This window comes from Streptomyces sp. CA-243310 (assembly GCF_050936775.1).
Classification (GTDB): Bacteria; Actinomycetota; Actinomycetes; order Streptomycetales; family Streptomycetaceae; genus Streptomyces.
The window spans coordinates 1,506,437-1,529,187 of sequence record NZ_JBNJMF010000002.1; the positions used below are offsets into that span (position 1 = coordinate 1,506,437).

The following is a 22,751-nucleotide window of genomic DNA, read 5'->3' on the forward strand; positions in this document are numbered from 1 at the left end:
CCGGTACGGGTCCGTCGGAACACCCCGGAACCACCCTGGAGGTAGCACCCGTGCCCAGGCCGCTCATCGGCATCACCACCTACGTCGAGGAATCCACCCGCTACAACGTGTGGGACCTCCCGACCGCCCTCGTCCCCTCCGGGTACTACGAACTCGTCCAGGCCGCGGGCGGCGCCGCGGTACTGCTGCCGCCGGACGAACCGGGACGCGCCGCGGAGGTGCTGAGCCGGGTGGACGGTCTGGTCGTCGCGGGCGGCCCGGACGTCGACCCCGTCCACTACGGCGCCCCCCGCGACCCCCGTACGGGCGCACCCGCCACGGTCCGCGACGAGTGGGAGCTGGCCCTCATCAGGGCGGCCCTGGCCGCCGACCTCCCGCTGCTCGGCATCTGCCGGGGCATGCAGGCGCTGAACGTGGCCCTGGGCGGCAGCCTGATCCAGCACCTCGACGGCCACGTCCACACCCCGGGCGCCATCTCCTCGCACCCGGTCCGCCCGGTCGCGGGCACCCGGTACGCGGCGCTGGTGCCGGAGGAGGCGGACGTGCCGACCTACCACCACCAGGCCGTGGACCGCCTGGGGCAGGGCCTGATCGTCTCGGCCCACGCCCTGGACGGCACGGTGGAGGCCATCGAACTCCCCGACCCGGACCGCTGGGTCGTGGGCGTCCAGTGGCACCCGGAACGCGACAAGGACACCCGGGTCATGGCCGCCCTGATCACGGCGGCCACCCCCACCGAGAACCTCACCACCGCCCCCCCTGGCCCACGTCTGACCCCAGCCCCCTTCCAGCCCCACCCTCCAGCCCCGCCCACCTTCCAGCCCGCCACCTCCAGCCCCGCCGGCGTTTGAGGCGCGGGGGTCCGGGGGCGGAGCCCCCGCAACGGCGCCGCACCGGAGGCACCCCCGGCACCCCGTCAAGGCCGGGGGCCGGGGCCGGCGAGGCCGGGGCCCGGGGCAACCGCCCCGCCCCCGTCCGCCCCCGGCCAGGGGTCACCCCCGGGTCAGCGCCAGCAGATCCCGCGCGGGCCCCGCAGGCCGCGCCCCCGTCGGCCACACGGCCCGCAGCGCCCGGTCCAGCGCCGCCCCGGCGACCGGCACCTCCACCAGCCGCCGTGCCCCCAGTTCGTCCCCCACCGCCAGTTCCGACAGCACGCACGGCCCGGCCCCGCTGAGCGCCGCCGCCTTCACGGCCGTCGTGGACGCCAGTTCCAGCAGGGGTGCGGCCAGTCCCCCGCAACCGGTCAGCGCCGCGTCCAGCACCTGCCGCGTCCCCGAGCCCCGTTCCCGCAGGATCAGCGGGGTCGCCGCCAGTTCCTCCGCCGGCACCGGCCTGGTGCGCCGCGCCCACGGGTGTCCCGGAGCCACCGCCACCACCAGCCGGTCCTGCGCGATGACCACCGAGTCCAGTCCGTCCGCCACGGAGAGTCCTTCCACGAATCCCAGGTCGGCCTCGTGCGCGAGGACGCGTGCGGCGACGTCGGCCGAGTTCCCGGCGTGCAGCGACACGGCCGTGCCGGGGCGTTGCCCCCGCAGTGCGATCAACCAGCCGGGCAGCAGGTACTCCGCGATGGTCATGCTCGCCGCCACCCGCAGGCGCGAGTCGCGCCGCCCGCGCAGCGCCTGCGCGCCCGCGTCGAAGGCCTCGGCCGCCTCCACGACCCGCCGCGCCCAGTCGGTGACCAGCGCGCCTTCCGCCGTGAGCGTGGACCCGCGCGGGGAACGGTCGACGAGTGCCACGCCCAAGCGGGTCTCCATGGCCCGAATGCGGCTGCTGGCGGCGGGTTGGGTGATGCCCAGCCGTCGGGCGGCCCCGCTCAGGCTGCCGACGCGCGCGACCGCGAGCAGCAGTTCCAGCGCGCCCAGATCCGGTACGCGGTGCGCCAGCGGAACCCACTCCTCGTTACCCATAAGGTCAGTTTATGACCTCATAGGACAGTGGCCTCTGCCGATCGGTGCCGCCCGGCACGACGCTGGACCCATGGTCACCACCCTCGTACGTCCCCGCACGACCGCCGCTGCCGCACCCCGGGCCCACAAGGCCCCCGCGCTCCGGCACCTCGGCCCGAACTGGTACGCCTCGGTCATGGGTACGGCGATCATCGCCAACGCCGGCGCGACCCTGCCCTACCAGCTCCCCGGCCAACGCGTGGCCTGCCAACTCGTCTGGGCGCTCTCCGCCGCGGCCCTCGCCGTGCTGCTGACGGCCCGTGCCGGGCACTGGCTGTACCACCGCGACCAGGCCCGCGCCCATCTCCTGGACCCGGCCGTCGCACCGTTCTACGGCTGTCTGTCGATGGCGCTGCTGGCCGTGGGCGGCGGCACCCTCATCGTCGGCAAGGACCTGATCGGCACGGAGGCGGCCGTCGCCGTCGACGCCGTCCTGTTCACCGCCGGCACCGCGATCGGCCTGCTGATGGCGGTGCTCGTCCCGTACCTGATGGTGGTGCGTCACGAGGTCGAGCCGCGACAGGTCACCCCCGTGTGGCTGCTCCCCCTGGTCGCCCCGATGGTCTCCGCCGCGCTGGGCCCGCTGCTGATACCCCACCTGCCCGTCGGCCAGGCCCGCGAGGCCATGCTGTTGGGCTGCTACGCGCTCTTCGGCCTGAGTCTGCTGGCCACCCTGCTGATGCTGCCGTTGATCCTCGGCCGACTGATCACGAGCGGTCCGCTGCCGCTGCTGCTGACCCCGACCCTGTTCCTGGTCCTGGGGCCCCTCGGCCAGTCCACCACCGCCGCCAACCAGCTCGCGGACATGGCCCCCGGGGCGATCGGCGCGCCGTACGCCGGCGCCCTCGGGGCCTTCGCCGTCGTCTACGGGGTTCCCGTCATGGGCTTCGCCCTGCTGTGGCTGGCCCTGGCCGCGGCGATGCTGGTCCGGGCCGCGCGGGGCGGCATGGGGTTCGCGATGACCTGGTGGGCCCTGACGTTCCCGGTCGGCACCTGTGTCACCGGCGCCGCCGGCCTGGCCCGCCACACCGGGCTGACCGCCTTCGCCTGGCTGGCCGCGGCCCTGTTCGTGGTCCTGCTGACCGCCTGGGCCACGGCCGCGGTCCACACGCTGCGCGGCCTGCACTCCGGGCGCCTGCTCCGCGCCCCGCGCTGAGTCCCGGAGCGGCTGGTCAGCGGGCGGCGCGCAGGGCCCGCGCCAGTACGTCCGGCGCCTCGGCCAGGGAGGGCCCGTACCAGGTCAGGTGCCGTCCGCTGACCAGTGCGGCGGGCAGACCGGGGAAGGCCTCGGGCCCGTCGGAGGGGGTGAAGCGGTACGGCTCGTCGGGCAGCACCACCAGATCGCAGCCGGACCCGGCCAGTTCCTCGACCGGAACCCGCGGGTACCGCTCCGCATGTCCGGCGTATGCGTTGCGCACCCCGAGCCGGGCCAGCAGGTCCCCGGCGAAGGTGTCCCGCCCCAGCACCATCCAGGGCCTGCGCCACACCGGCACGAAGGCCGACCGCTCCTCCGTGGGCTCCACCCGCTCCCACGCGGCCTCCGCCTCCGTCAACCACCGCGGTCGGGCCAGACCCAGCGTCCCGACGAGCAGCCGGTCCAGCTCGCGCAGCGCCTGCGGGAGGTCGCGGATCTCGGTGACCGTCACCGGCACCCCGGCGGCCCGCAGCGCGGCCAGGTCCGGCGCCCGGTTCTCCTCCTCGTTGGCGATGACCAGGTCCGGGCGGAGCGCGACGATCCTCGCCACGTCGGGGTTCTTGGTTCCCCCGATCCGCACCACGCCCGCCTCGTCGAGATCGGCGGGGTGCGTGCACCAGTCGGTGACCCCCACCAGGCGTCCGGGCGCGCTCACCGCCACGGCCTCGGTCAAGGAGGGCACGAGCGAGACGACGCGCGAGACCCCGCGGGACACGACCACCGGTTCAGTGCCCCGGGGAGGGCGGCTCGGAGGTGGCGTGGATGTGCTCGCCCACCGCCACGACCAGGATCCGGGTGTCCTCGGTGACGGCCCGCCAGCGGTGGCGCACCCCGCCGGACAGGTACAGCGCGTCGCCGCTCTCCAGCCGGTACGCCCGGCCTTCGGCCTCCACCTGGCAGGCGCCCGCGACCACGTACATCAGTTCGTCGTTGCGGTGCTGGTACTCGCGGCCCGCGTCCTGGTCCCCGGTGAATTCCAGCGCGTGCAGTTGGTGGTGCCCGCGCACGAGCGGACGGACTCCCGGGATCGGGGTGAGACCGGAGTCGTCTCCGGCCCGTACGAGATCCACGGTGCGCGCGGTGTCGGAAGCGGCCAGCAGCTCCACGGCCGTGGTCTCCAGCGCGTCCGCGACCCGTTCCAGGGAGCGCATGCTGGGTCGGGCGCGCTCGTTCTCTATCTGGCTGAGGAAGGGGACGGACAGGCCGCTGCGCGCCGACACCGCGGCGAGGGTGAGCTGGAGCGCGCGGCGCCTCTTGCGCACGGCCACGCCCACCCGGAGCGGTTGGTCCTTGGAGTCCTTGTCCTTGTCCTTCTCGTCCTTGCCGTCCGTGTCGACCTTGCCGTCCTTGTCGTTCATGGCGGGGCTGCCCTCCCCTTGTCCGTCGGACGCACATCGGTGTGCTGTAAGCACCTTACGCAGCAACCGGCCCCGGATTCGCGTGCACGGCTCGACCCGTCCTCGGCCGCGGGTCGTCGGACCGCTGCGGCATCATCGTCAGCGTGACGACACGACGCCTGATGCTCCTGGACACCGCCTCCCTCTACTACCGCGCCTACTTCGGTGTGCCGGACTCCGTGAAGGCCCCCGACGGCACCCCGGTCAACGCCGTGCGCGGGCTCCTCGACTTCATCGGCCGGCTGGTCCAGGACCACCGTCCCGACGACCTGGTGGCCTGCATGGACGCCGATTGGCGACCGCACTGGCGGGTGGCGCTGATCCCCTCCTACAAGGCCCACCGGGTCGCGGAGGAGACCACGACCGGACCGGACGTGGAGGAGACCCCGGACACCCTCGCCCCGCAGGTGCCGATCATCGAGGCGGCGCTGGACGCGTTCGGGATCGCCCGGGTGGGAGTCGCCGACTACGAGGCCGACGACGTCATCGGCACCTTGACGGCACGGGCGACCGGCCCGGTGGACATCGTCACCGGCGACCGGGACCTCTACCAGCTGGTGGACGACGCCAAGCGGCGCCGCGTGCTGTACCCGCTCAAGGGCGTGGGCACCCTCCAGGTCACGGACGAGGCCTGGCTGCGCGGGAAGTACGGGGTGGACGGTCCCGGGTACGCGGACCTGGCGCTGCTGCGGGGCGACCCGAGCGACGGTTTGCCGGGCGTGCCGGGGATCGGCGAGAAGACGGCGGCCAAACTGTTGGACGCGTACGGGAACCTCGCGGGGATCATCGCCGCGATCGACGACCCGACGTCGGGCCTCACCCCCACGCAGCGCCGGCGGCTGGATGAATCCCGGCCATATCTGGCGGTGGCCCCGAAGGTGGTCCAGGTCGCCTCGGACGTCCCGCTGCCCCCCTTCGACCCCGCGCTCCCGGCGGCTGCGGCGGATCCGGAGATGGTCGACGCATTGGCCCGCCGGTGGGGTCTTGGTGGAGCCGTATCGCGCCTGGGAGGCGCGCTGCGTCCCTGAGGTGCTAACTTAGGTAATCCTAAGTTTCTGGGGAGTCAGGGGAGACGCCGTGGCAGAAGGACGCGCCCGCACAGTCGGCACCGCCGTCGTCGTACACACCGAACGGCTCACGCCGCACATGGTGCGCATCGTGCTGGGCGGTGCGGGTCTGGCCGGTTTCGGCGCGGGCGAGTTCACCGACCACTACGTCAAACTCCTGTTCGCACCGGACGGTGTCACGTACACCGTGCCGTGGGACCTGGACCGGATCCGCGCCGTGCACCCCAGCGAGGAGTGGCCGCGTCAGCGCGCGTACACGGTGCGCTGCTGGGACCCGACACACCGCGAGCTGACCCTCGACTTCGTCGTTCACGGCGACGAGGGTCTCGCCGGCCCCTGGGCCGCTCGGGTCCAACCGGGCGAACTCGTCCGCTTCCTCGGGCCGGGCGGCGCCTACGCCCCTGCCGAGGACGCGGGCTGGCACCTCCTCGCGGGCGACGAGAGCGCCCTGCCGGCCATCGCCGCGACGATGGAGCGGATGCCGGCCGGGGCGCTGGTCCGCGCCTTCATCGAGGTCGACGGCCCGGACGGCGAGCAGAAGATCGCCACCCCCGACGGCATCGTCCCCGTCTGGCTGCACCGCGGGAACCGCCCCGTCGGCGAGGCCCTGGTCGAGGCGATCACCTCCCTGGAATTCCCTTCCGCCGACGTCCACGCCTTCGTCCACGGCGAGGCCGGCTTCGTGAAGGAACTCCGCCGCCACCTGCGCGTCGAACGCGGCATCCCGAGGGAACGTCTCTCCATCTCCGGCTACTGGCGCCTGGGCCAGACCGACGAGGGCTGGCGCGCGATCAAGCGCGACTGGAACGCCAAGGTCGAAGCCGAACAGGAACTCCCCACCCCCGCCACGGTCTGACCCCGCCCACTTCCAGCCCGCCGGCGTTCGAGGTCCGGGGTCCAGCCCCGCCCCACGCACCCGGCACCGGACCCCGCCATTCCAGCCCCGCCCCACACACCCGGCGCCGGACCCCGGCCATTCCAGCCCCGCCGGCGTTTGAGGCGCGGGGTCCGGGGCGGAGCCCCGAAAAGCCCGGCGCAGCCGGGCCGCTCCGCGCAACGGCCCGCACCGCACCCGGCACCCGGCACCCGGCACCCGGCACCCGCACCGACACCCCGCGCGGCGCGCAACCACCACGCCCGCCCGCCCGGCCGCCAGGCCACCGCGCGCCCCCGCCCGTCCGGCGGGACAATGACCCCATGCGTACGCTCCGCGTGCTCGGCGCGGCAGGGGCTGCCATGATGCTGGCCACCGCCGCCACCGCGGGAGCGACCGCCGCACCGAGCCCCCCGTCGCCGAAGCCCCGACTGACCGACGCCGCCGTCGACAGGGCGGTGGACCGCCTCGACGCCACCGTCACGGACATGATGAAACGCACCGGCGTCCCGGGGGTGTCCGTGGCCGTGGTCCACAACGACGAGGTCATCCACCTGAAGGGCTTCGGACTGCGCCGGACCGGCGAGATCGCGAAGGTCGACCCCGACACGGTCTTCCAGATCGCCTCCCTCTCCAAGCCCGTCTCCTCGACGGTGGTGGCCGGCGCCCTGACCACCCCCGACGAATGGGACCGGCACGTCCCGCTCCCCGGCTTCTCCCTCAAGGACCCCTGGGTCGCCGGCCACGTCACCACGGCCGACCTCTTCTCCCATCGCAGCGGCCTCCCCGACCACGCCGGGGACCTCCTCGAAGACCTCGGCTACGACCAGGCGTACATCCTCGACCACCTGCGCCTGGAACCCCTCACCCCGTTCCGCGCGAGCTACGCGTACACCAACTTCGGGTTCACGGCCGCCGCCGAGGCCATCGCCCGGGCCCACGGCACCACCTGGCAGAAGCTCGCCCGGGACACCCTCTTCAGGCCGGCCGGCATGACGCGCACCAGCACGGAGTTCGCCGCCTTCGAACGGGCGACGGACAAGGCCGCCACCCACGTGAGGAACCCGGACGGCACCTGGAGCCCGCGCTTCGTCCGCGACCCGGACGCCCAGTCCCCGGCGGGCGGGGTCAGCTCGACGGCCCGTGACATGTCCCGCTGGCTGCGCCTCCAGCTGGCCGGCGGAACCCTCGACGGACGGCGCATCGTCCCGCAGGACACCCTGGCCCGCACCCACGTCCCGCAGATCGTCTCCCAGCCGCCCGCCACGCCCACCGCGACGACCGGCTTCTACGGTCTCGGCTGGAACGTCTCCTACGACCAGGCCGGACGGCTGCGCCTGAGTCACTCCGGCGCCTTCGAACTCGGTGCCAACACCAACGTGACGATGCTCCCCTTGGAACAGCTCGGGATCGTCGTCCTGACCAACGGCGCCCCGGTCGGTCTCGCCGACGCCGTCGCCCTGGACTTCTTCGACGTCGCCGAACACGGCAAGGCCACCACGGACTGGGCGGCCCTGACCGGGGCCCTGTACGCGCAGATGGACGCCGCGGGCCGCTCCCCCACCGACTACGCCCACCCGCCCGCCGGCGCGAAGCCGGCCCGGGAGGTCGGCGCGTACACCGGGACCTACGACAACCCCTACTTCGGCAAGGCCACCGTCACCGCGAACCCGGGCGGCGACGGACTGACCCTCGCCCTCGGGCCGAAGCCCATGCGTTTCCCGCTCACCCACCACGACGGCGACGTGTTCAGCTTCGAGACCGTCGGCGAGAACGCCGTGGGCCGCACCGGGGTCACGTTCTCCGACGGCACGCTCCGCGTCGAGTACCTGGACGCCGACCACCTGGGCACCTTCACCGAGCAGTAGCGGCAGCGGCGACGGCAGCGCCTAGGCTGGAGCCCGATGAAACGGAACATCCCGCCCGCGCCCCTGCCCCAGGTCTCCGGCATCGATCCGGTACGACTGCGGCTTCCCCCCGACCCGGAGGGGATGTGGCCGGATCTCGGCACCTACCTCACGGCGCGGTACGCGGGAACCCGCGGGGCCGAGTCGATGGCGCGGCTCCTGCGCGACGGCCGGGTGCTCGGCGTCGGCGGGCGCGTGCTGCGCCCCGAGGACCCGTACGAGGCGGGCGGCTTCCTGTGGTTCCACCGGGACATGCCGACCGAGCCCGTGGTGCCCTTCCCGATCCGGGTCGTGCACCGGGACGCGCACCTGCTGGTCGTCGACAAGCCGCACTTCCTGGCGACCACCCCGCGCGGCAGCCACGTCACCCAGACCGCCCTGGCGCGGTTGCGGGAGGAGTTGGACCTGCCGACGCTGAGCCCGGCGCACCGGCTGGACCGGATGACCGCCGGACTGGTGATGTTCAGCATCCGTCCCGAGGACCGCGGGGCGTACCAGTCGCTCTTCGAGCAGCGGAAGGTCTCGAAGGAGTACGAGGCCCTCGCCCCGCACGATCCCTCGGTGGAGCTGCCCCGCACCGTCCGCAGCCACATCGAGAAGGTCCGCGGGGTGATGGCGGCCGTGGAGCTCCCGGACCTGGAACCCAATGCCGAGAGCCGCGTCGAGCTCGTCGCCGTCCGGGGCGAGCTGGGCCGCTACCGGTTGACCCCGCACACCGGTCGGACCCATCAGCTGCGGGTGCACATGAACCGCCTGGGGTTGCCGATCCTCGGGGACCCGGTCTATCCGGTGGTCGCCGCGGCGGCGGATCCGTCGGACTACCGTCGACCGCTCCAACTCCTCGCGCGGAAGTTGGAGTTCACCGATCCCGTCACCGGGACGACCCATCGCCTGGAGAGCGGGCTGAGTCTGCGCGCCTGGGACGACCGGGCGGGCTGGGAATCCGACCCCGGAGCCGCCGGACACTCCCCGGGTTCCTGAACCCCCGGCGGCCGGCCGCCACCTCGCCCGGCGCTCGCGGCCGCGAGCGGCCCGCGAGCGCTCAGCGCGCCACTCCCGCGATCCGCAGGGCGGCATCGGCCGCGGCCTCCGCGAAGGTCACCATCGGGCGCGCCGGATCGGAGCGGCGGATGAGTATGACGCCCTCGATCAGCCCGAAGACGAGGTCGTTGCGCAGGGCCAACCCGTCCCTGTCGCCGACGAGTTCGGTGTCGGCCGAGGCGGCGTACAGCAACTCCAGGTAGACATCGCGCAGTTCACCGCGCATGCGGCGGAACCCGGCGAAGCGGTCCCCGGCGACCTCGGGCAGCAGGTACAGCGCGCCCAGGTTGCACGGCGCCCCGCACAGCAGCATCACGTCCGAGCGGCACAGCTCCCACAGTCGGTGCGCCGCGGGCCGGCCGCTCTCGGCCGACAGCCGGCGGGCCAGCGCAAGCGAGGGCGCCACCGTGGACTGCAGGAGTTCGGCGAGGAGTTCCTCCTTGCCGCCGAAGTAGTGGTACATCGTGGCCTGGCGCATTCCGGCCCGTTCGGCCACCGCCCGTGTGGTGGTGGCCCCGTACCCTCGCGCGGTGAACAGCTCGGCCGCCGCGCGCAGGAGTTCCTCGCGCGGCGGCCGGCCGCTTTCCGGTCTCAGTTGATCGGCGCGAGGCCGACCGACCCGTCTCGGCCCTTCGTCCGTTCCCCCACTCATGCGACCGATCGTCGCACAGGACACGTCGAATCGATCATGGCAAGAGATGAGATCCGGCCGTCCCGACTCTCGGAGGAAGCCCCAAAAGCGTCTAGCTGATGGAGCTGTATGCCACTACACCCCGAAGGAGCCCGTCCACGGCCTTGCGGGCGTTTCGCGCCACCGTGCTCCCGCTGTCCGAGGACGACGGGGCCGCGGCGGCGATCTGTCCCAGCACGTCGATGACCTGCTTGCACCAGCGCACGAAGTCGCCGGCCGGCATCTCCGCCTCGCGCAGCACCTCGTCCAGGCTCTTGTCGGAGGCCCACTGGTGGGCCGCCCATGCGAAGCCGAGATCCGGTTCGCGCTGACCCACCCCCTCCGCCTGGTTGATGCGGTGTTCTTCCTCCAGCGCGTCGAGCCGACCCCAGATCCGGACCATCTCGCCGAGCGCCGCCTTCGCCGCGCCGCCGGGCACCTTGGGCGCCACCGCGTCGTCGGCCTGCCGCGACTCGAATACCAACGCCGAAACGCAGGAGGCGAGTTCGGCCGGGGAAAGGCCTTCCCAGACCCCCTCGCGCAGGCATTCCGACGCCAGCAGGTCGAGCTCCCCGTACAGCCGGGCGAGCCGCTTGCCGTGCACGGTGACCTCGTCCTCGCGCAGGTAGTCCAACTCGGTGAGCAGCGCGTGGATCCGGTCGAAGGTGCGGGCGATGGTGTTCGTCCGCCCCTCGATACGCCGCTCCAACTGCTGGGTGTCCCGCTGGAGTCGGTGGTAGCGCTCGGCCCAACGGGCGTGGTCCTCGCGCTCGTCGCAGCCGTGACAGGGGTGTGCCCGCAGTTCGGTGCGCAGCCGGGCGATCTCGCGGTCGTCGGCCGCTGCGGCCCGGCCCCGCCGCTGGCGCTCCGGGTTGACGTGCCCGGCCTTGCTGCGCAGCGCGGTCGCCAGGTCCCGACGGGACTGCGGGGAACGCGGGTTGAAGGTCTTCGGGATCCGCATCCGGTCGATCGCCTCGACGGGCACCGGGAAGTCGATGGCGGCGAGCCGCTTGACCTGGCGTTCGGCGGTGAGCACCAGCGGGCGCGGACCCTCGGTGTACTCGTACCCGCGGTGTCCGTTGGAACGGCCGGCCGGCACGCCCGGGTCGAGGACCAGCGCCAGCCCGGCGAACTTGCCGGTCGGCACGTGGATGATGTCGCCCGGCTTGAGCTTCTCCAGCGATCCGGCGGCCTGGGCGCGGCGCTGGGCCGCGCCCTGCTTGGCGAGTTCCGTCTCGCGGTCCTTGAGGTCGCGGCGCAGCCGCGCGTACTCCTCGAAGTTCCCCAGGTGGCAGGTCATGCCCTCCTGGTAGCCCTGGAGTCCCTCCTCGTTGCGCTGGACCTGCTTGGAGATGCCGACGACCGAACGGTCCGCCTGGAACTGCGCGAAGGAGGTCTCCAGGAGTTCGCGCGAGCGGTGCCGCCCGAACTGCTGGACCAGGTTCACGGCCATGTTGTACGAGGGCTTGAAGCTGGAGCGCAGCGGATAGGTGCGGGTGCCGGCGAGTCCGGCGAGGGCCGCCGGGTCCATGCCCCGCTGCCAGAGCACCACCGCGTGACCCTCGACGTCGATGCCGCGCCGGCCGGCGCGCCCGGTGAGCTGCGTGTACTCACCCGGGGTGATGTCGGCGTGCTGTTCGCCGTTCCACTTGACCAGCTTCTCCAGGATGACCGTGCGGGCGGGCATGTTGATGCCCAGCGCGAGGGTCTCGGTGGCGAAGACGGCCTTCACGAGGCCGCGGACGAAGAGTTCCTCGACGACCTCCTTGAACTTCGGCAGCATGCCCGCGTGGTGTGCGGCGATGCCCCGCTCCAGGCCTTCGAGCCACTCGTAGTAGCCGAGGACGTGCAGGTCCTCGCTGGGGATGGTGGCGGTCCGCGCCTCGACGATCTCGCGCACCCGCAGGCGCCCGGCCTCGTCGTTGAGCCGCAGCCCGGCGTAGAGGCACTGCTGGACGGCGGCCTCGCAGCCGGCCCGGCTGAAGATGAAGTTGATGGCGGGGAGCAGGTCGTCGTTGTCGAGCCGGCCGATGACCTCGGGCCGGCTCGGGGTCCAGATCCGGCTGCGGGAACGGCGCTCGCGCTCGCGGTCGGCCTCGCGGACCATCTTGCCGCGCCGCCGGTCCTTCGGGCTGTACGTGCGGCTGTTCTCCTCGCGCGCCATGCGCAGCAGGTCCGGGTTGACCTCGCGGCGGCCGGAGCCGCGACCCCCGTGGTCGGACTCCTCCTCGAAGAGGTCGTAGACCCGGCGGCCGGCCATGACGTGCTGCCACAGCGGAACGGGCCGCTCCTCGGAGACGATCACCTCGGTGTCGCCGCGCACGGTGTCGAGCCAGTCGCCGAACTCCTCGGCGTTGGACACGGTCGCGGAGAGGGAGACCAGGGTCACCGACTCGGGGAGGTGGATGATGACCTCCTCCCAGACGGCTCCGCGGAACCGGTCGGAGAGGTAGTGCACTTCGTCCATCACGACGTAGCCGAGGCCGCGCAGCGACTGGGAGCCCGCGTAGAGCATGTTGCGGAGCACCTCGGTGGTCATGACGACCACGGGTGCCTCGGAGTTGATGCTGTTGTCGCCGGTCAGCAGGCCCACCTTGTCGGCGCCGTATCGCTTGACGAGGTCGGCGTACTTCTGGTTCGACAGGGCCTTGATGGGCGTGGTGTAGAAGCACTTGCGGCCCTGCCGCAGGGCGAGGTGCACGGCGAACTCGCCGACGATCGTCTTGCCCGATCCGGTCGGCGCGGCGACGAGGACGCCTTTTCCGGCCTCCAGTGCCTTGCATGCCTCGACCTGGTACGGGTCCAGGCCGAATTCGTACATCTCGCGGAAGGGTGCCAGGGCGGTGGCCTCTTCGGCGGCGCGGATCCGGGCAGCGGCGTAGCGCTCCGCGGGTGAGAGTTCTTCGGTCATCTTGTCGTCGAGCCTACCCGCCGGCCCTGACAACAGTCGCGATCTTTACGACGAGTGCGGGGTGGCCGGCAGCGGCCCCGGCGGCTCGCCGTCCGCGCAGGCGGTGATGCCGGCGGCCTCCGGGGATCCCGGGCGCGCGCCCGCGCCGGGAGGGACGTGGGGCCCCGGTGGTCCGGGGCCCACCCGTCAGGTCGCGTCGTCGTAACCGTTGATCTGCCGGCGTCCGCCGTCGGCTTGCTCCGGCAGTGCGGAGGGGGCGGGCGCGGAGCCCACCGCGCCGATCGGGGCGGGGGTCAGGTCCAGCTCGGCTGCCTCGTCGTCGTCGAGACCCGCGTCGGGGTTCTTGCGCCTGCGCCTGCGGTCGTTGATCAGGCAGATGCCGAGCGCGATGAAGTAGAGGGCGACGATCGGGGCGGCCAGCGACACCATGGTGAGCGGGTCACCGGTGGGCGTCGCGAAGGCGGAGAAGATCGTGATGCCGAGGACCATCACCCGCCACCAGCTCGCCAGTCGCTTCGCGGTGAGGACCCCGGTGAAGTTCAGCAGGATCAGCAGCAGCGGCAGTTCGAAGGCGAGGCCGAAGACGACGACCATCCGCGTGACCAGGTCGAGGTAGTCGTCGACCGGCAGCAGGTTGCGCGCGTGATCGGGGGTGAATTCCAGCAGGATCGTCGCGGTCTGCGGAAGGATCTTGTACGCGAGGACCGCGCCGGCGCCGAAGAGCGGCGCTCCGACCGCGACGAAGCTGATCGCGTACTTCTTCTCGTGGCCGTGCAGGCCGGGGGCCACGAAGGCCCACAGCTGGTAGAGCCACACCGGGGCGGAGAGGACGATGCCCGCGGTGAGCGAGACCTTGAGGGCGATCGAGAACGGTGCGATGAGGCCGTTCACGGTCATGTCGGCGCAGGGGCGGCCGTTGCGCTGCGACACCACCCCGTCGGTGCAGCCGACGGAGCCCAGCATCGGCTTCAGCATGAAGTCGATGAGGTCCTTGTAGAAGAAGGCCGCGACGCTGGTGATCAGGATGATCGCCAGGACCGACTTCAGCAGGCGGTTTCTCAGCTCACGCAGGTGCTCGACAAGAGGCATGCGCCCTTCGGCGTCCTTGTCCGCTTTCTCCTGCTTGCGGGCAGACTTGAGCAACCCACGTCCCTCGTCTCGATGCAGATGACTGGCGTGACCGGTGTGGCCGTCGGCCGTCAGCCCTGGGTGGTGCGGTTCGGCTCGCTGACCGGACGCGAGCTGGTGACGTCACCGGGCGCGGCCTGGATCGTGCGCGGCGCGACGGGCTGGGCGCCGGCCTGGTCGGCGACCGTGGCGGCGGTCGGCGCGTCGTCGGGCTCGCCGTCCTTCTTCATGGCCTTCGCCTCGCTCTTGAGGATGCGGGCCGACTTGCCGAGGGAGCGAGCCATCTCGGGGAGCTTCTTGGCACCGAACAGCAACACGATGACAGCGATGATCAGAAGGATCTCTAGGGGCTTCAGATTGCCGATCATGTGTGTCTTCCTTACTCACCGAAACGGCTGGTTGTGGTGGCGGGTCACGCCGAACGAAGATCCGGCACACCTTCCTGCAACGATCGTAACCCCCGGGGGTTAACGCCCGGCAATCCCCCGGCGTCTCCCCGCATCCGTGCGCGCGGGTGACGGGACCGACGGTACGGGTCCCGACCCGCGGTTTCCATGGGCAGGAGTTACGGGAGTGTGGCGCGTCCCGTGCGGGCCAGATCGCTCGCGGCCCGTTCGAGGTCGCCCGAGGCCTCGGTGATCCGGCGGCTGGCGTCGGCCACCTGGCCGGACAGCCGCCGGACCTGCACGAAGACTCGTACGGCCAGCACGCCGAGAACGGCGACACCGAGGAAACCCAGGGCAATTGCGAGCATCGGCCACAGCATGGGACGAGCCTAGGCCACGACCGGCTCAGACACTGCGCAGGGTGCTCACTCCGCCACCCGTCAGGAGCTCCACGATCCGTTCACCGGCGGGCTTGCGCACCGAGGCGCCGCACTCGGGGCACGTGAACGAGTAGAAGGTGGTCCGCCGACTGCCCCCGATGGCCAGTCTCAGTGCGCCCGCCCCCAGCTCGAACCGGGCCCGGCACTGCGGACAGCCCGCCTTGAAGGTGACCGCGGCGGGCGCCGCCGCCGAATCCGCCGGGCCGGACCCCGGCACCGGCCCCGATGATGGCGACATCGCTCCCCGCTCCCCCTAGCCCTGTTCCCCGTACCCCGCGAGCGCCTCTCCAGCGGCCTTCCGCGCGCTGTCCGCCAGCTCCGGCGGCGACACGATGCGCCCCTCGCGGCCCAGCCGCAGCGCCAGCCGGCGCAGCGAGGCCGGGTCCGGGCTGCGCAGGGTGATCCGCAGACCGCCCTCCGCCAGCTCCTCGGCGCTGTCGTGCGGGTAGTACTCGGCGACCCAGCGCCCGCCGGGGCCCACCTCGACCACGACCTCCGGGTCCTCGGCGGCCGGCTGGACCAGCCCCTCGGACAGGTCGCGCGGCTCGATCGCGGGCGGGTCGGACCGCTCGTCCAGGAGCGTGATCTCGGCGACCCGGTCCAGGCGGAAGGTCCGCCGGGCCTCCGAGAGGTGGCACCACCCCTCCATGTACGTGTGGCCCACCGCGAACAGCCGGATCGGGTCCACCGTGCGCTCGGTCAGCTCGTCCCGCGCGGGCGAGTAGTACCGCAGCCGGACCCGGCGCCGCTCGGCGATCGCCCGGTCGACGTCCGCGAAGACCCCGCCCTCCGACTCGAAGGTCACCGACAGCCGGGAACTCGCCCCGGCGACCTCGCCCGCCGCGGCCTCCAGCTTGGCCGTGGCCCGCAGCAGCGCGTCCCGGTCGCTCTCGCGCAACCCCGGCAGCGTGGCCACCGCGCGTGCGGCGACCAGCAGCGCGGTCGCCTCGTCGGCGGACAGCCGCAGCGGCTCGGCGGTGGACTCCCCCGACGCGTCGGGGTTGCGCCACCAGATGCGCTCCCCGTCGGTGTCGATGTCGAGCAGGTCCCCGCCCCGGAAGCTGGTGCCGCACATGGGCAGCACGTCGAGGTCCGAGATCAGCTCGTCCTCGGTGATCCCGAAGGCGCGCGCGACGTCGGCGACGTGCGCTCCGGGGCGTTCGCGCAGATACGTCACCAGGGACAGCATCCGGCGGGTCTGGTCAATGGCGTTCGCAGCCATGCTGGTACGTCTCCCCCTCAGGGCGGTTCTGGCGAATGTTGCGGTTCAGCCCTTGGCGACGGCGCGCAGCCGGTCCACCACGTCGGCCCGCAGGTCCGCGGGTTCCAGCACCACGACGTCCGGGCCGAACTCGACCAGCCAGGCGTCCAGCCCGTGCCCGTAAGGGATCTCCAGCTCGTCCCAACCCTCGGCCACGCCCTCGCGCACCCCGGTGGCCTTGGCCCGCAGCGGATAGCCGGCCCCGGTGCGCAGCCGGATCAGCGCGGACCGGTCGGCGCTCTCGCCGGCCCAGCTCGCGACGGTCTCCCGCACGGTCACCACGTCCGGCACCTGAGCGGTGTACTTCGCGGCCCGGGAGCGGACCTTGCCGGTGATCCGGGAGAGCCGGAACACCCGCTCCGCACCGCGGTCCCGGTCGAAGCCGGCCAGGTACCAGTGGCCGCGCCAGCACTCCAACGCCCAGGGCTCGACCTGACGGGTCTCGGGCCTCGCCGCGGTGGACTTGCGGTAGTCGAAGACCACCGGCCGCCGGTCGCGGCACGCCAACATCAGCGGCTCGAAGGCGGCCTCGTGCACCGGGATCCGCGGTTCGATGGCACTGTGTTGACCTTCGTACGGGTCGCCCGCCTCGGGCATCCCGCCCGCGCGCAGCTTCTGCAGGGCTCCGCTGGCCGCGCCCGCCAGGCGGGCCTGCTGCCAGACCTTCGCCGCCAACCCGAGGGCGGCGGCCTCCTCGGCGTCCAGGGAGACCGGGGGCAGCCGATTGCTGTCCCGACGGGCCAGGTAGCCCGTGTCACCGTCAAGGTTCTCCACCGTCTCGATGACCAGGCCGAGTTCCCGCAGGTCGTCCTTGTCCCGTTCGAACATCCGGTTGAAGGATTCGTCGTTGCCGGCTTCCATGTAGGCCTCGATCGAACCGCGCAGCTCACGCTTGCTGAGGGGCCGTCGGGTCCCCAGCAGACACAGCGCCAGATTCATCAGCCGCTCGGCCTTGGCAATCGCCATCGACGCCCTTCCGCCCTTCTCGACGCACACCCCCGGCGTACGCGTACGCGCACGGCCTCGTGACCGTTGACCGTACCGTCCCGGCGGTCCCCCGCAAAAGCGAGGGCCCCCGCCGTCCCGGCGGGGGCCCACAGCCTCAACGACCGAAGGATCAGGCGTCCATCAGGTCACAGACGAAGATCAGCGTCTCGCCCGGGGCGATCAGGCCGCCACCCGCGCCGCTGTCCCCGTACGCGAGGTGCGCGGGAATGGTGATCTTGCGGCGGCCGCCGACCTTCATTCCCTGCACGCCCTGGTCCCAGCCCTTGATGACCTGGCCGACACCGAGCTGGAACGCCAGCGCGGAACCGCGGTTCCAGGAGGCGTCGAACTCCTCGCCCGTGGAGAACGCCACGCCCACGTAGTGGACCTTGATGAACGCACCGACCTTGGCCTCGGTGCCGTCGCCCACCCAGATGTCCTCGATCACGAGATCGGCGGGGGCGTCGCCCTCGGGGAAGTCGATCTCGGGCTTCTCAAGCTGGTCACTCACGGAACTGCTCCTCAAATCTAAGAACCGGGGCCCCTCCCGGCCTGAACCGGGAAGAGGACCGAACCAGTCTTACACTGCTCCGACGATGTCCACGACGAACGCGAGGGTGGAGTTGGCCGGCAGGTCCTCACCCTTGGCCTGGTCCTTGTAGGCCATCTCCGGCGGAATCACCAGCAGGACGCGACTGCCGACCTTCTTGCCGACCAGACCCTTGTCCCAGCCCTCGATGACCTGCCCCTTGCCGATCGCCGTGGAGAACGGCGAGCCGGTCTTCCAGGAGGTGTCGAACAGCTTCGCGGCATCCTTGCCCTGGTTCGGCGCCCACGCGGCACCGCTGTACTGCATGTAGACGGTCTGGCCGTTCTTGACCTCGGGACCCTTGCCCTCGATCAGGACCTTGTCGACCAGTTCCTTCGGAGGGTCGTTCTTCGGGATCGTGATCGTGGCGGCCTCGTCCTTGTCCGCCTTGACCTGGGGCAGGTCCGACGGGATCGGCGCCTGCGTGCCCTCGGCCTTCTTCGGCAGGGTCGAGTCGATGTCCATCACGAAGACCAGGTTGTCGGTGGGACCGACTCCCAGCTGCGGCTGACCCTTGTCGCCGAACGCGGCCGCCGGGGGCGCCACGACCAGCACACGACTGCCGACCTTCTTGCCGACCACGGACTCGCTGAACAACGGCAGGATCTCCGGGGAACCGGCGGTGACGACGATCGGCGCGCCGCCCTCGTCGTAGGACCCGTTCAGGTCCTTGCCGCCCTTCCAGACCTTGCCCGTGTACTTCGTGACGACGAGATCGCCCTTCTTGATCTCCGCGCCCGACCCCTCCTTGACCGTGCTCACCACGAACTTGCCGCTCGGGTCGCCCTTGGGAACGGTGATCTCCGCCTTCTTCCCGGCCTCACCCGCCACGGTGGGCATCGGGTCCGCGGACGCGACCGCCTTCGGTACCGAGGGCTGCGAGGCGTCGGCCGACGGGGACGCGGAATCCTTCTTGTCCTTGTCGTCGCCCCCTCCACAGGCCGCGGTGAGCATCAGAGCCGGCACGATGAGCGCGGCAGCAAGTCGGCGTCGCACAGTGGTCCTCAGGGTTGCTGGAATGGTCCGTCGTAGCGGCCCACTCTACGGCCAACCCCCTCGCCGACAAGGCGGCGCCGTGCGGAGGGCCCCGCACGCCACTGCGCACGGGGCCCTCCGCCGCCGGACATCACATCCCGGCGATCAACTTCTCCACCCGGTCGTCCACCGACCGGAACGGGTCCTTGCACAGCACCGTCCGCTGCGCCTGGTCGTTCAGCTTCAGGTGCACCCAGTCGACGGTGAAGTCCCGCCTCTGCTCCTGCGCCCGGCGGATGAAGTCACCGCGCAGCCGGGCCCTGGTCGTCTGCGGGGGCACCGACTTGCCCTCGAAGATCTTGAGGTCGTTGCAGATCCGCGCCGCCTGCCCCTTGCGCTCCAGCAGGTAGTACAGACCGCGCCGACGGTGGATGTCGTGGTACGCGAGGTCTATCTGGGCGACCCGCGGGTTCGACATGGTCATGTTGTGCTTGGCCCGGTACCGCTCGATCAGCTGGTACTTCATGACCCAGTCGATCTCGGTCCCGATCCGATCCAGGTCCTCCGCGTCGATCGCGTCGAGCGTGCGACCCCACAGCTCCAGGACCTGGTCGACGACACCGGTGCGGATGCCCCGGCGCTCGGCGAAGTCCACCGCCTTGTCGTAGTACTCGCGCTGGATCTCCAGGGCGGAGGCCTCGCGACCGCTCGCCAGGCGCACCTTGCGCTGCCCCGTGATGTCGTGGCTGACCTCACGGATGGCCCGGATCGGGTTCTCCAGGGTCAGGTCCCGCATCACGGTGCCCGCCTCGATCATGCGCAGCACCAGATCGGTGGCCCCGACCTTGAGCAGCATGGTCGTCTCGGACATGTTCGAGTCACCGACGATCACGTGCAGTCGCCGGTACCGCTCGGCATCCGCGTGCGGCTCGTCCCTGGTGTTGATGATCGGCCGGGAACGCGTCGTGGCGGAACTGACTCCCTCCCAGATGTGCTCGGCCCGCTGGCTGACGCAGTAGACCGCGCCCCGGGGGGTCTGGAGCACCTTGCCCGCGCCACAGATCAGCTGGCGCGTGACGAGGAAGGGAATGAGGATGTCCGCCAGACGGGAGAATTCTCCGTGCCGCGCCACGAGATAGTTCTCGTGGCAGCCGTAAGAATTGCCCGCCGAGTCGGTGTTGTTCTTGAACAGGTAGACGTCGCCCGCGATTCCCTCCTCGTGCAGGCGGCGTTCGGCGTCGACGAGCAGGCCTTCGAGAATGCGCTCGCCGGCCTTGTCGTGGGTGACCAGTTCGATCAGGTTGTCGCATTCGGGAGTTGCATATTCCGGATGCGAACCCACGTCGAGGTAGAGGCGGGCGCCGTTCCGCAGGAAGACATTGCTGCTGCGGCCCCATGACACAACACGGCGGAAGAGGTAGCGCGCCACTTCGTCAGGAGACAGTCGGCGCTGTCCCCTGAACGTGCACGTGACGCCGTACTCGTTCTCCAGCCCGAAAATGCGGCGGTCCATGACTGAACATTACGCCTTCTGCCCTCTTCTGAAACCGGGTTCGCCGGCGCCGTTCCGATCAGTTTCTGATCAGGGGGTCCGCGGAGCCCTCCTCCGAGCCCTCCGCGACGGCCCCGCCGGCGCCCGCCACTACCCCGCCGCGCACCGGGGCGGCCAGCACCCGCTGAGTGGCCATCAGCACCACCAGCGCCGCCGCCCCGGCCACGCTCGCCACCGCGAAACCGGCCCTCGTGTCACCCAGTTCCACCGCCGGCCCGGCCACCGCCGTACCGATCGCCGCACCCACCCCGAAGAAGGTCACCAGCCAGGAGAACGCCTCCGTCACCGTGCCCCGCGGAGCGTGCCGGTCCACGACGATGAACGCGCACGCGATGGCGGGCGCCAGGAACACGCCCGCCAACGCCGCCAACGCCGTCATGCCCACCGGTCCCGGTGTCAGCATCAACGGCAGGTAGCAGACGGCGAGCAGCGCCACCAGCATCCGCAGCCGCCGCTCCGCCGCCCCGGCCCACTGCCGGGCCCCGTAGACCACACCGCCCACCAGTGCGCCCAGCCCCAGGGCCGCCATCAACCAGCCGTACACCGCCTGACCGCCGTGATCGTCGGCGTACGCCACACCGGCCACCGTGATCGAACCCAGCGCCGTCCCGACGAAGAAGAACGCGCCCAACAGCGCCAGCAACCCCCGAGAGCGCAGCGCACCCAGCCAATGGGCCTCCCGCGGCGCGGAACGCCACGTACGGGAGGGTTCGGAGACCACCACGGACAGCGCGCCCAACACGCCGATGCCATTGATCACCAGCAGCGCGACCGACGGGTCCCACAGCGCGACGAAGAGCGTCACCAGCAGCGGACCGACCGTGAACATGACCTCCTGCGCCACCGCGTCCATGGCGTACGCCACGTGGACCCGCTCCTCCTTGCCGCCGAGCACCCCCGGCCACAGCGCGCGCAGCCCGCCCTCCAGCGGAGGCGTGAACAGCCCCGCCACGACCACGGCCGCGTAGGCCACCGCCACCTGCCCGGTCCCCGCGAGGGCCAGCCACACCATGCCCAGGGCGGAGACCACGGCGGACGGCAGTTGCACGCGCGGCTGCCCGTACAGGTCCACGGCCCGGCCCAGGAGCGGCTGCCCCACCGCGTTGGCCACCCCGTACGCCGCCGCCAGCGCGCCCGCCAGGCTGTAGCTGCCGCCCTCGGCCCGGGTGAACAGCACGATCGCGATGGCTGCGGTGCCATTGGGCAACCGCCCTACGAGCGTGCCCACCAGCAGCCTCGCGGCGTGCCTGGTCTTGAGCAGCTCCGCGTAACCCGCGGCCATGTCCGCCCCCTCCTGCCCGGAACCAGCCGGGGTAATACGTATAACTTGACGGGTCATACGTACCATGTCCCCAGTCCGCGGGTCCACCCGCCGGACCACCCCCCGCCCCATGACCTGCGACAACGGGAGCCCCCTGTGACGAGACCCACCAGCCGGGACGTCGCCGCCGCCGCCGGGGTCTCCCAGGCCACCGTCTCCCTCGTCCTCGGCGACAAATGGCGCGGACGCGTCTCCGAACGCACCGCCGACCTCGTCCGCGAGAGCGCCGCCGCCCTCGGCTACCGCCCCAACCTCGCCGCCCGCAACCTGCGCCTGGGCTCCACCCGCACCGCCCTCCTCGTCGTCCCCGCCCTCACCAACGAGTTCTTCGCCCGCGTCTACACCGGAGCCGCCCGCGTCGCCGCCGAACACGGCTTCGGCGTCGTCCTCTACCCCTCCCCCGACGGCACCGGACCCGCCCGCGACCCCTTCGCCTCCGCCCGCGCCGCCCTCGACGGAGTCATCGCCTCCTCGATGGCCGCCGACGCCCTCGACGCCCTGGGCCGCGAAGGCCTCCCGCTCGTCATGCTCGACAGCGACCCCGCCTCCGACACCGCCGCCGCCCACGTCAACCTCGCCATGGCCGACGGCATGCGGCAAGCCGCCACCCACCTCCTCGACCACGGCCACCGCCGCTTCCTCCACCTCGCCTCCGCGGTCGACTCCTGGACCTTCGACATCCGCGCCAAGGCCCTGCCTGCCCTCCTGGGCCCCTCCACCGAACTGCGCACCATCCGGGCCCCCCTCACCGTGCACGGCGCCCGCACGGCCATGGAAGCCCTCCTGGAGGCCCCCGGGCCCCGACCCACCGCCGTCATCTGCGACGACGACATCCTCGCCGCCGGTGCCTGCAAGGCCGCCCGCCGCCTCGGCCTGCGCGTCCCCGACGACCTCTCCGTCACCGGCTTCGACGACCTCGCCCTCGCCACCGCCGTCGAACCCGAACTCACCACCGTCCGGCTGCCGGCCGAACGTGTCGGCGAGCAGGGCATGAGCGCGCTCCTCGCCGTCCTCGACGGCACCCCCTGGTCCGCCCCCGACATCCCCGTCGAACTCGTCGTCCGCGACTCCACCGGCCCCGCCCCCGCCTGAACGCGCAAA

Annotated in this window: 22 protein-coding genes; 7 read left to right on the plus strand and 15 right to left on the minus strand. The window is 71.9% G+C overall.

Annotated elements, in window-relative coordinates; translation table 11 throughout:
- Positions 1-50: 50 nt before the first annotated feature.
- The gene (locus ACQEVM_RS24405; RefSeq protein WP_433082396.1) at positions 51-851 is read left to right on the plus strand and encodes a gamma-glutamyl-gamma-aminobutyrate hydrolase family protein; all 801 of its coding nucleotides are present in this window, start codon (positions 51-53) and stop codon (positions 849-851) included.
- Between the two features lie 141 nt (positions 852-992).
- Here ACQEVM_RS24405 and ACQEVM_RS24410 read toward each other — a convergent pair whose 3' ends face one another.
- Positions 993-1,910, minus strand: coding sequence for a LysR family transcriptional regulator (locus ACQEVM_RS24410; RefSeq protein WP_433082398.1), 918 nt, complete (start codon positions 1,908-1,910; stop codon positions 993-995).
- Positions 1,911-1,980: 70 nt separating this feature from the next.
- Here ACQEVM_RS24410 and ACQEVM_RS24415 point away from each other — a divergent pair, with 70 nt between their 5' ends.
- Entirely contained in the window at positions 1,981-3,105 is a 1,125-nt protein-coding gene (locus tag ACQEVM_RS24415) for a TDT family transporter (RefSeq protein ID WP_433082400.1), read from the plus strand.
- 16 nt (positions 3,106-3,121) lie between these two features.
- On the opposite strand, the gene ACQEVM_RS24420 is transcribed toward ACQEVM_RS24415, so the two are convergent.
- Entirely contained in the window at positions 3,122-3,826 is a 705-nt protein-coding gene (locus ACQEVM_RS24420) for a helical backbone metal receptor (RefSeq protein WP_433082402.1), read from the minus strand.
- A 43-nt stretch (positions 3,827-3,869) separates the two neighbouring features.
- Complete coding sequence (locus tag ACQEVM_RS24425; RefSeq protein ID WP_433082404.1) at positions 3,870-4,502, minus strand: helix-turn-helix domain-containing protein; 633 nt, start codon at positions 4,500-4,502, stop codon at positions 3,870-3,872.
- 161 nt (positions 4,503-4,663) lie between these two features.
- On the opposite strand from ACQEVM_RS24425, the gene ACQEVM_RS24430 reads away from it, so the two are divergent.
- The 4 genes from ACQEVM_RS24430 (at position 4,664) to ACQEVM_RS24445 (ending at position 9,370) form a co-directional block, all read left to right on the plus strand.
- Positions 4,664-5,569 carry a 5'-3' exonuclease gene (locus ACQEVM_RS24430; protein ID WP_433085347.1) on the plus strand — a complete coding sequence of 302 codons (906 nt, stop codon included), beginning with the start codon at positions 4,664-4,666 and terminating at the stop codon, positions 5,567-5,569.
- A 49-nt stretch (positions 5,570-5,618) separates the two neighbouring features.
- Positions 5,619-6,464, plus strand: a complete 846-nt coding sequence (locus ACQEVM_RS24435) for a siderophore-interacting protein (RefSeq protein WP_433082406.1) — start codon at positions 5,619-5,621, stop codon at positions 6,462-6,464.
- Between the two features lie 341 nt (positions 6,465-6,805).
- Positions 6,806-8,350, plus strand: a complete 1,545-nt coding sequence (locus ACQEVM_RS24440; RefSeq protein ID WP_433082408.1) for a serine hydrolase — start codon at positions 6,806-6,808, stop codon at positions 8,348-8,350.
- A gap of 36 nt (positions 8,351-8,386) precedes the next feature.
- On the plus strand, positions 8,387-9,370 hold the full coding sequence (locus ACQEVM_RS24445) for a pseudouridine synthase (RefSeq protein WP_433082410.1): 984 nt from the start codon (positions 8,387-8,389) through the stop codon (positions 9,368-9,370).
- 61 nt (positions 9,371-9,431) lie between these two features.
- On the opposite strand, the gene ACQEVM_RS24450 is transcribed toward ACQEVM_RS24445, so the two are convergent.
- The 12 genes from ACQEVM_RS24450 to ACQEVM_RS24505 form a co-directional block, all read right to left on the minus strand.
- Positions 9,432-10,082 (minus strand): helix-turn-helix domain-containing protein, encoded by a 651-nt coding sequence (locus ACQEVM_RS24450; RefSeq protein WP_433082412.1) that lies wholly within the window; start codon positions 10,080-10,082, stop codon positions 9,432-9,434.
- Between the two features lie 91 nt (positions 10,083-10,173).
- Positions 10,174-13,011 carry a DEAD/DEAH box helicase gene (locus tag ACQEVM_RS24455; protein ID WP_433082414.1) on the minus strand — a complete coding sequence of 946 codons (2,838 nt, stop codon included), beginning with the start codon at positions 13,009-13,011 and terminating at the stop codon, positions 10,174-10,176.
- Between the two features lie 186 nt (positions 13,012-13,197).
- The gene (gene tatC, locus ACQEVM_RS24460) at positions 13,198-14,154 is read right to left on the minus strand and encodes a twin-arginine translocase subunit TatC (RefSeq protein ID WP_351375525.1); all 957 of its coding nucleotides are present in this window, start codon (positions 14,152-14,154) and stop codon (positions 13,198-13,200) included.
- A gap of 56 nt (positions 14,155-14,210) precedes the next feature.
- Positions 14,211-14,507, minus strand: a complete 297-nt coding sequence (gene tatA, locus ACQEVM_RS24465) for a Sec-independent protein translocase subunit TatA (RefSeq protein WP_433082417.1) — start codon at positions 14,505-14,507, stop codon at positions 14,211-14,213.
- Between the two features lie 197 nt (positions 14,508-14,704).
- A complete protein-coding gene (locus ACQEVM_RS24470; RefSeq protein WP_266972279.1) occupies positions 14,705-14,905 on the minus strand; it encodes a hypothetical protein in 201 nt (66 codons plus the stop codon).
- Positions 14,906-14,930: 25 nt separating this feature from the next.
- Positions 14,931-15,203 carry a hypothetical protein gene (locus ACQEVM_RS24475; RefSeq protein WP_078998915.1) on the minus strand — a complete coding sequence of 91 codons (273 nt, stop codon included), beginning with the start codon at positions 15,201-15,203 and terminating at the stop codon, positions 14,931-14,933.
- Positions 15,204-15,218: 15 nt separating this feature from the next.
- Positions 15,219-16,187, minus strand: a complete 969-nt coding sequence (locus ACQEVM_RS24480; protein WP_433082420.1) for a helix-turn-helix transcriptional regulator — start codon at positions 16,185-16,187, stop codon at positions 15,219-15,221.
- A 45-nt stretch (positions 16,188-16,232) separates the two neighbouring features.
- Positions 16,233-17,192 carry a helix-turn-helix transcriptional regulator gene (locus tag ACQEVM_RS24485; RefSeq protein WP_433082422.1) on the minus strand — a complete coding sequence of 320 codons (960 nt, stop codon included), beginning with the start codon at positions 17,190-17,192 and terminating at the stop codon, positions 16,233-16,235.
- A 151-nt stretch (positions 17,193-17,343) separates the two neighbouring features.
- Positions 17,344-17,724: an FKBP-type peptidyl-prolyl cis-trans isomerase gene (locus ACQEVM_RS24490; protein ID WP_433082424.1), complete on the minus strand. Its 381-nt coding sequence runs from the start codon at positions 17,722-17,724 to the stop codon at positions 17,344-17,346.
- 69 nt (positions 17,725-17,793) lie between these two features.
- Positions 17,794-18,798, minus strand: a complete 1,005-nt coding sequence (locus ACQEVM_RS24495; RefSeq protein WP_351375540.1) for an FKBP-type peptidyl-prolyl cis-trans isomerase — start codon at positions 18,796-18,798, stop codon at positions 17,794-17,796.
- 130 nt (positions 18,799-18,928) lie between these two features.
- Entirely contained in the window at positions 18,929-20,290 is a 1,362-nt protein-coding gene (pafA, locus tag ACQEVM_RS24500; protein ID WP_053678744.1) for a Pup--protein ligase, read from the minus strand.
- A 58-nt stretch (positions 20,291-20,348) separates the two neighbouring features.
- Positions 20,349-21,611 (minus strand): MFS transporter, encoded by a 1,263-nt coding sequence (locus tag ACQEVM_RS24505; protein ID WP_433082427.1) that lies wholly within the window; start codon positions 21,609-21,611, stop codon positions 20,349-20,351.
- 135 nt (positions 21,612-21,746) lie between these two features.
- Here ACQEVM_RS24505 and ACQEVM_RS24510 point away from each other — a divergent pair, with 135 nt between their 5' ends.
- Positions 21,747-22,742: a LacI family DNA-binding transcriptional regulator gene (locus ACQEVM_RS24510; protein ID WP_433082429.1), complete on the plus strand. Its 996-nt coding sequence runs from the start codon at positions 21,747-21,749 to the stop codon at positions 22,740-22,742.
- Positions 22,743-22,751 lie beyond the last annotated feature (9 nt).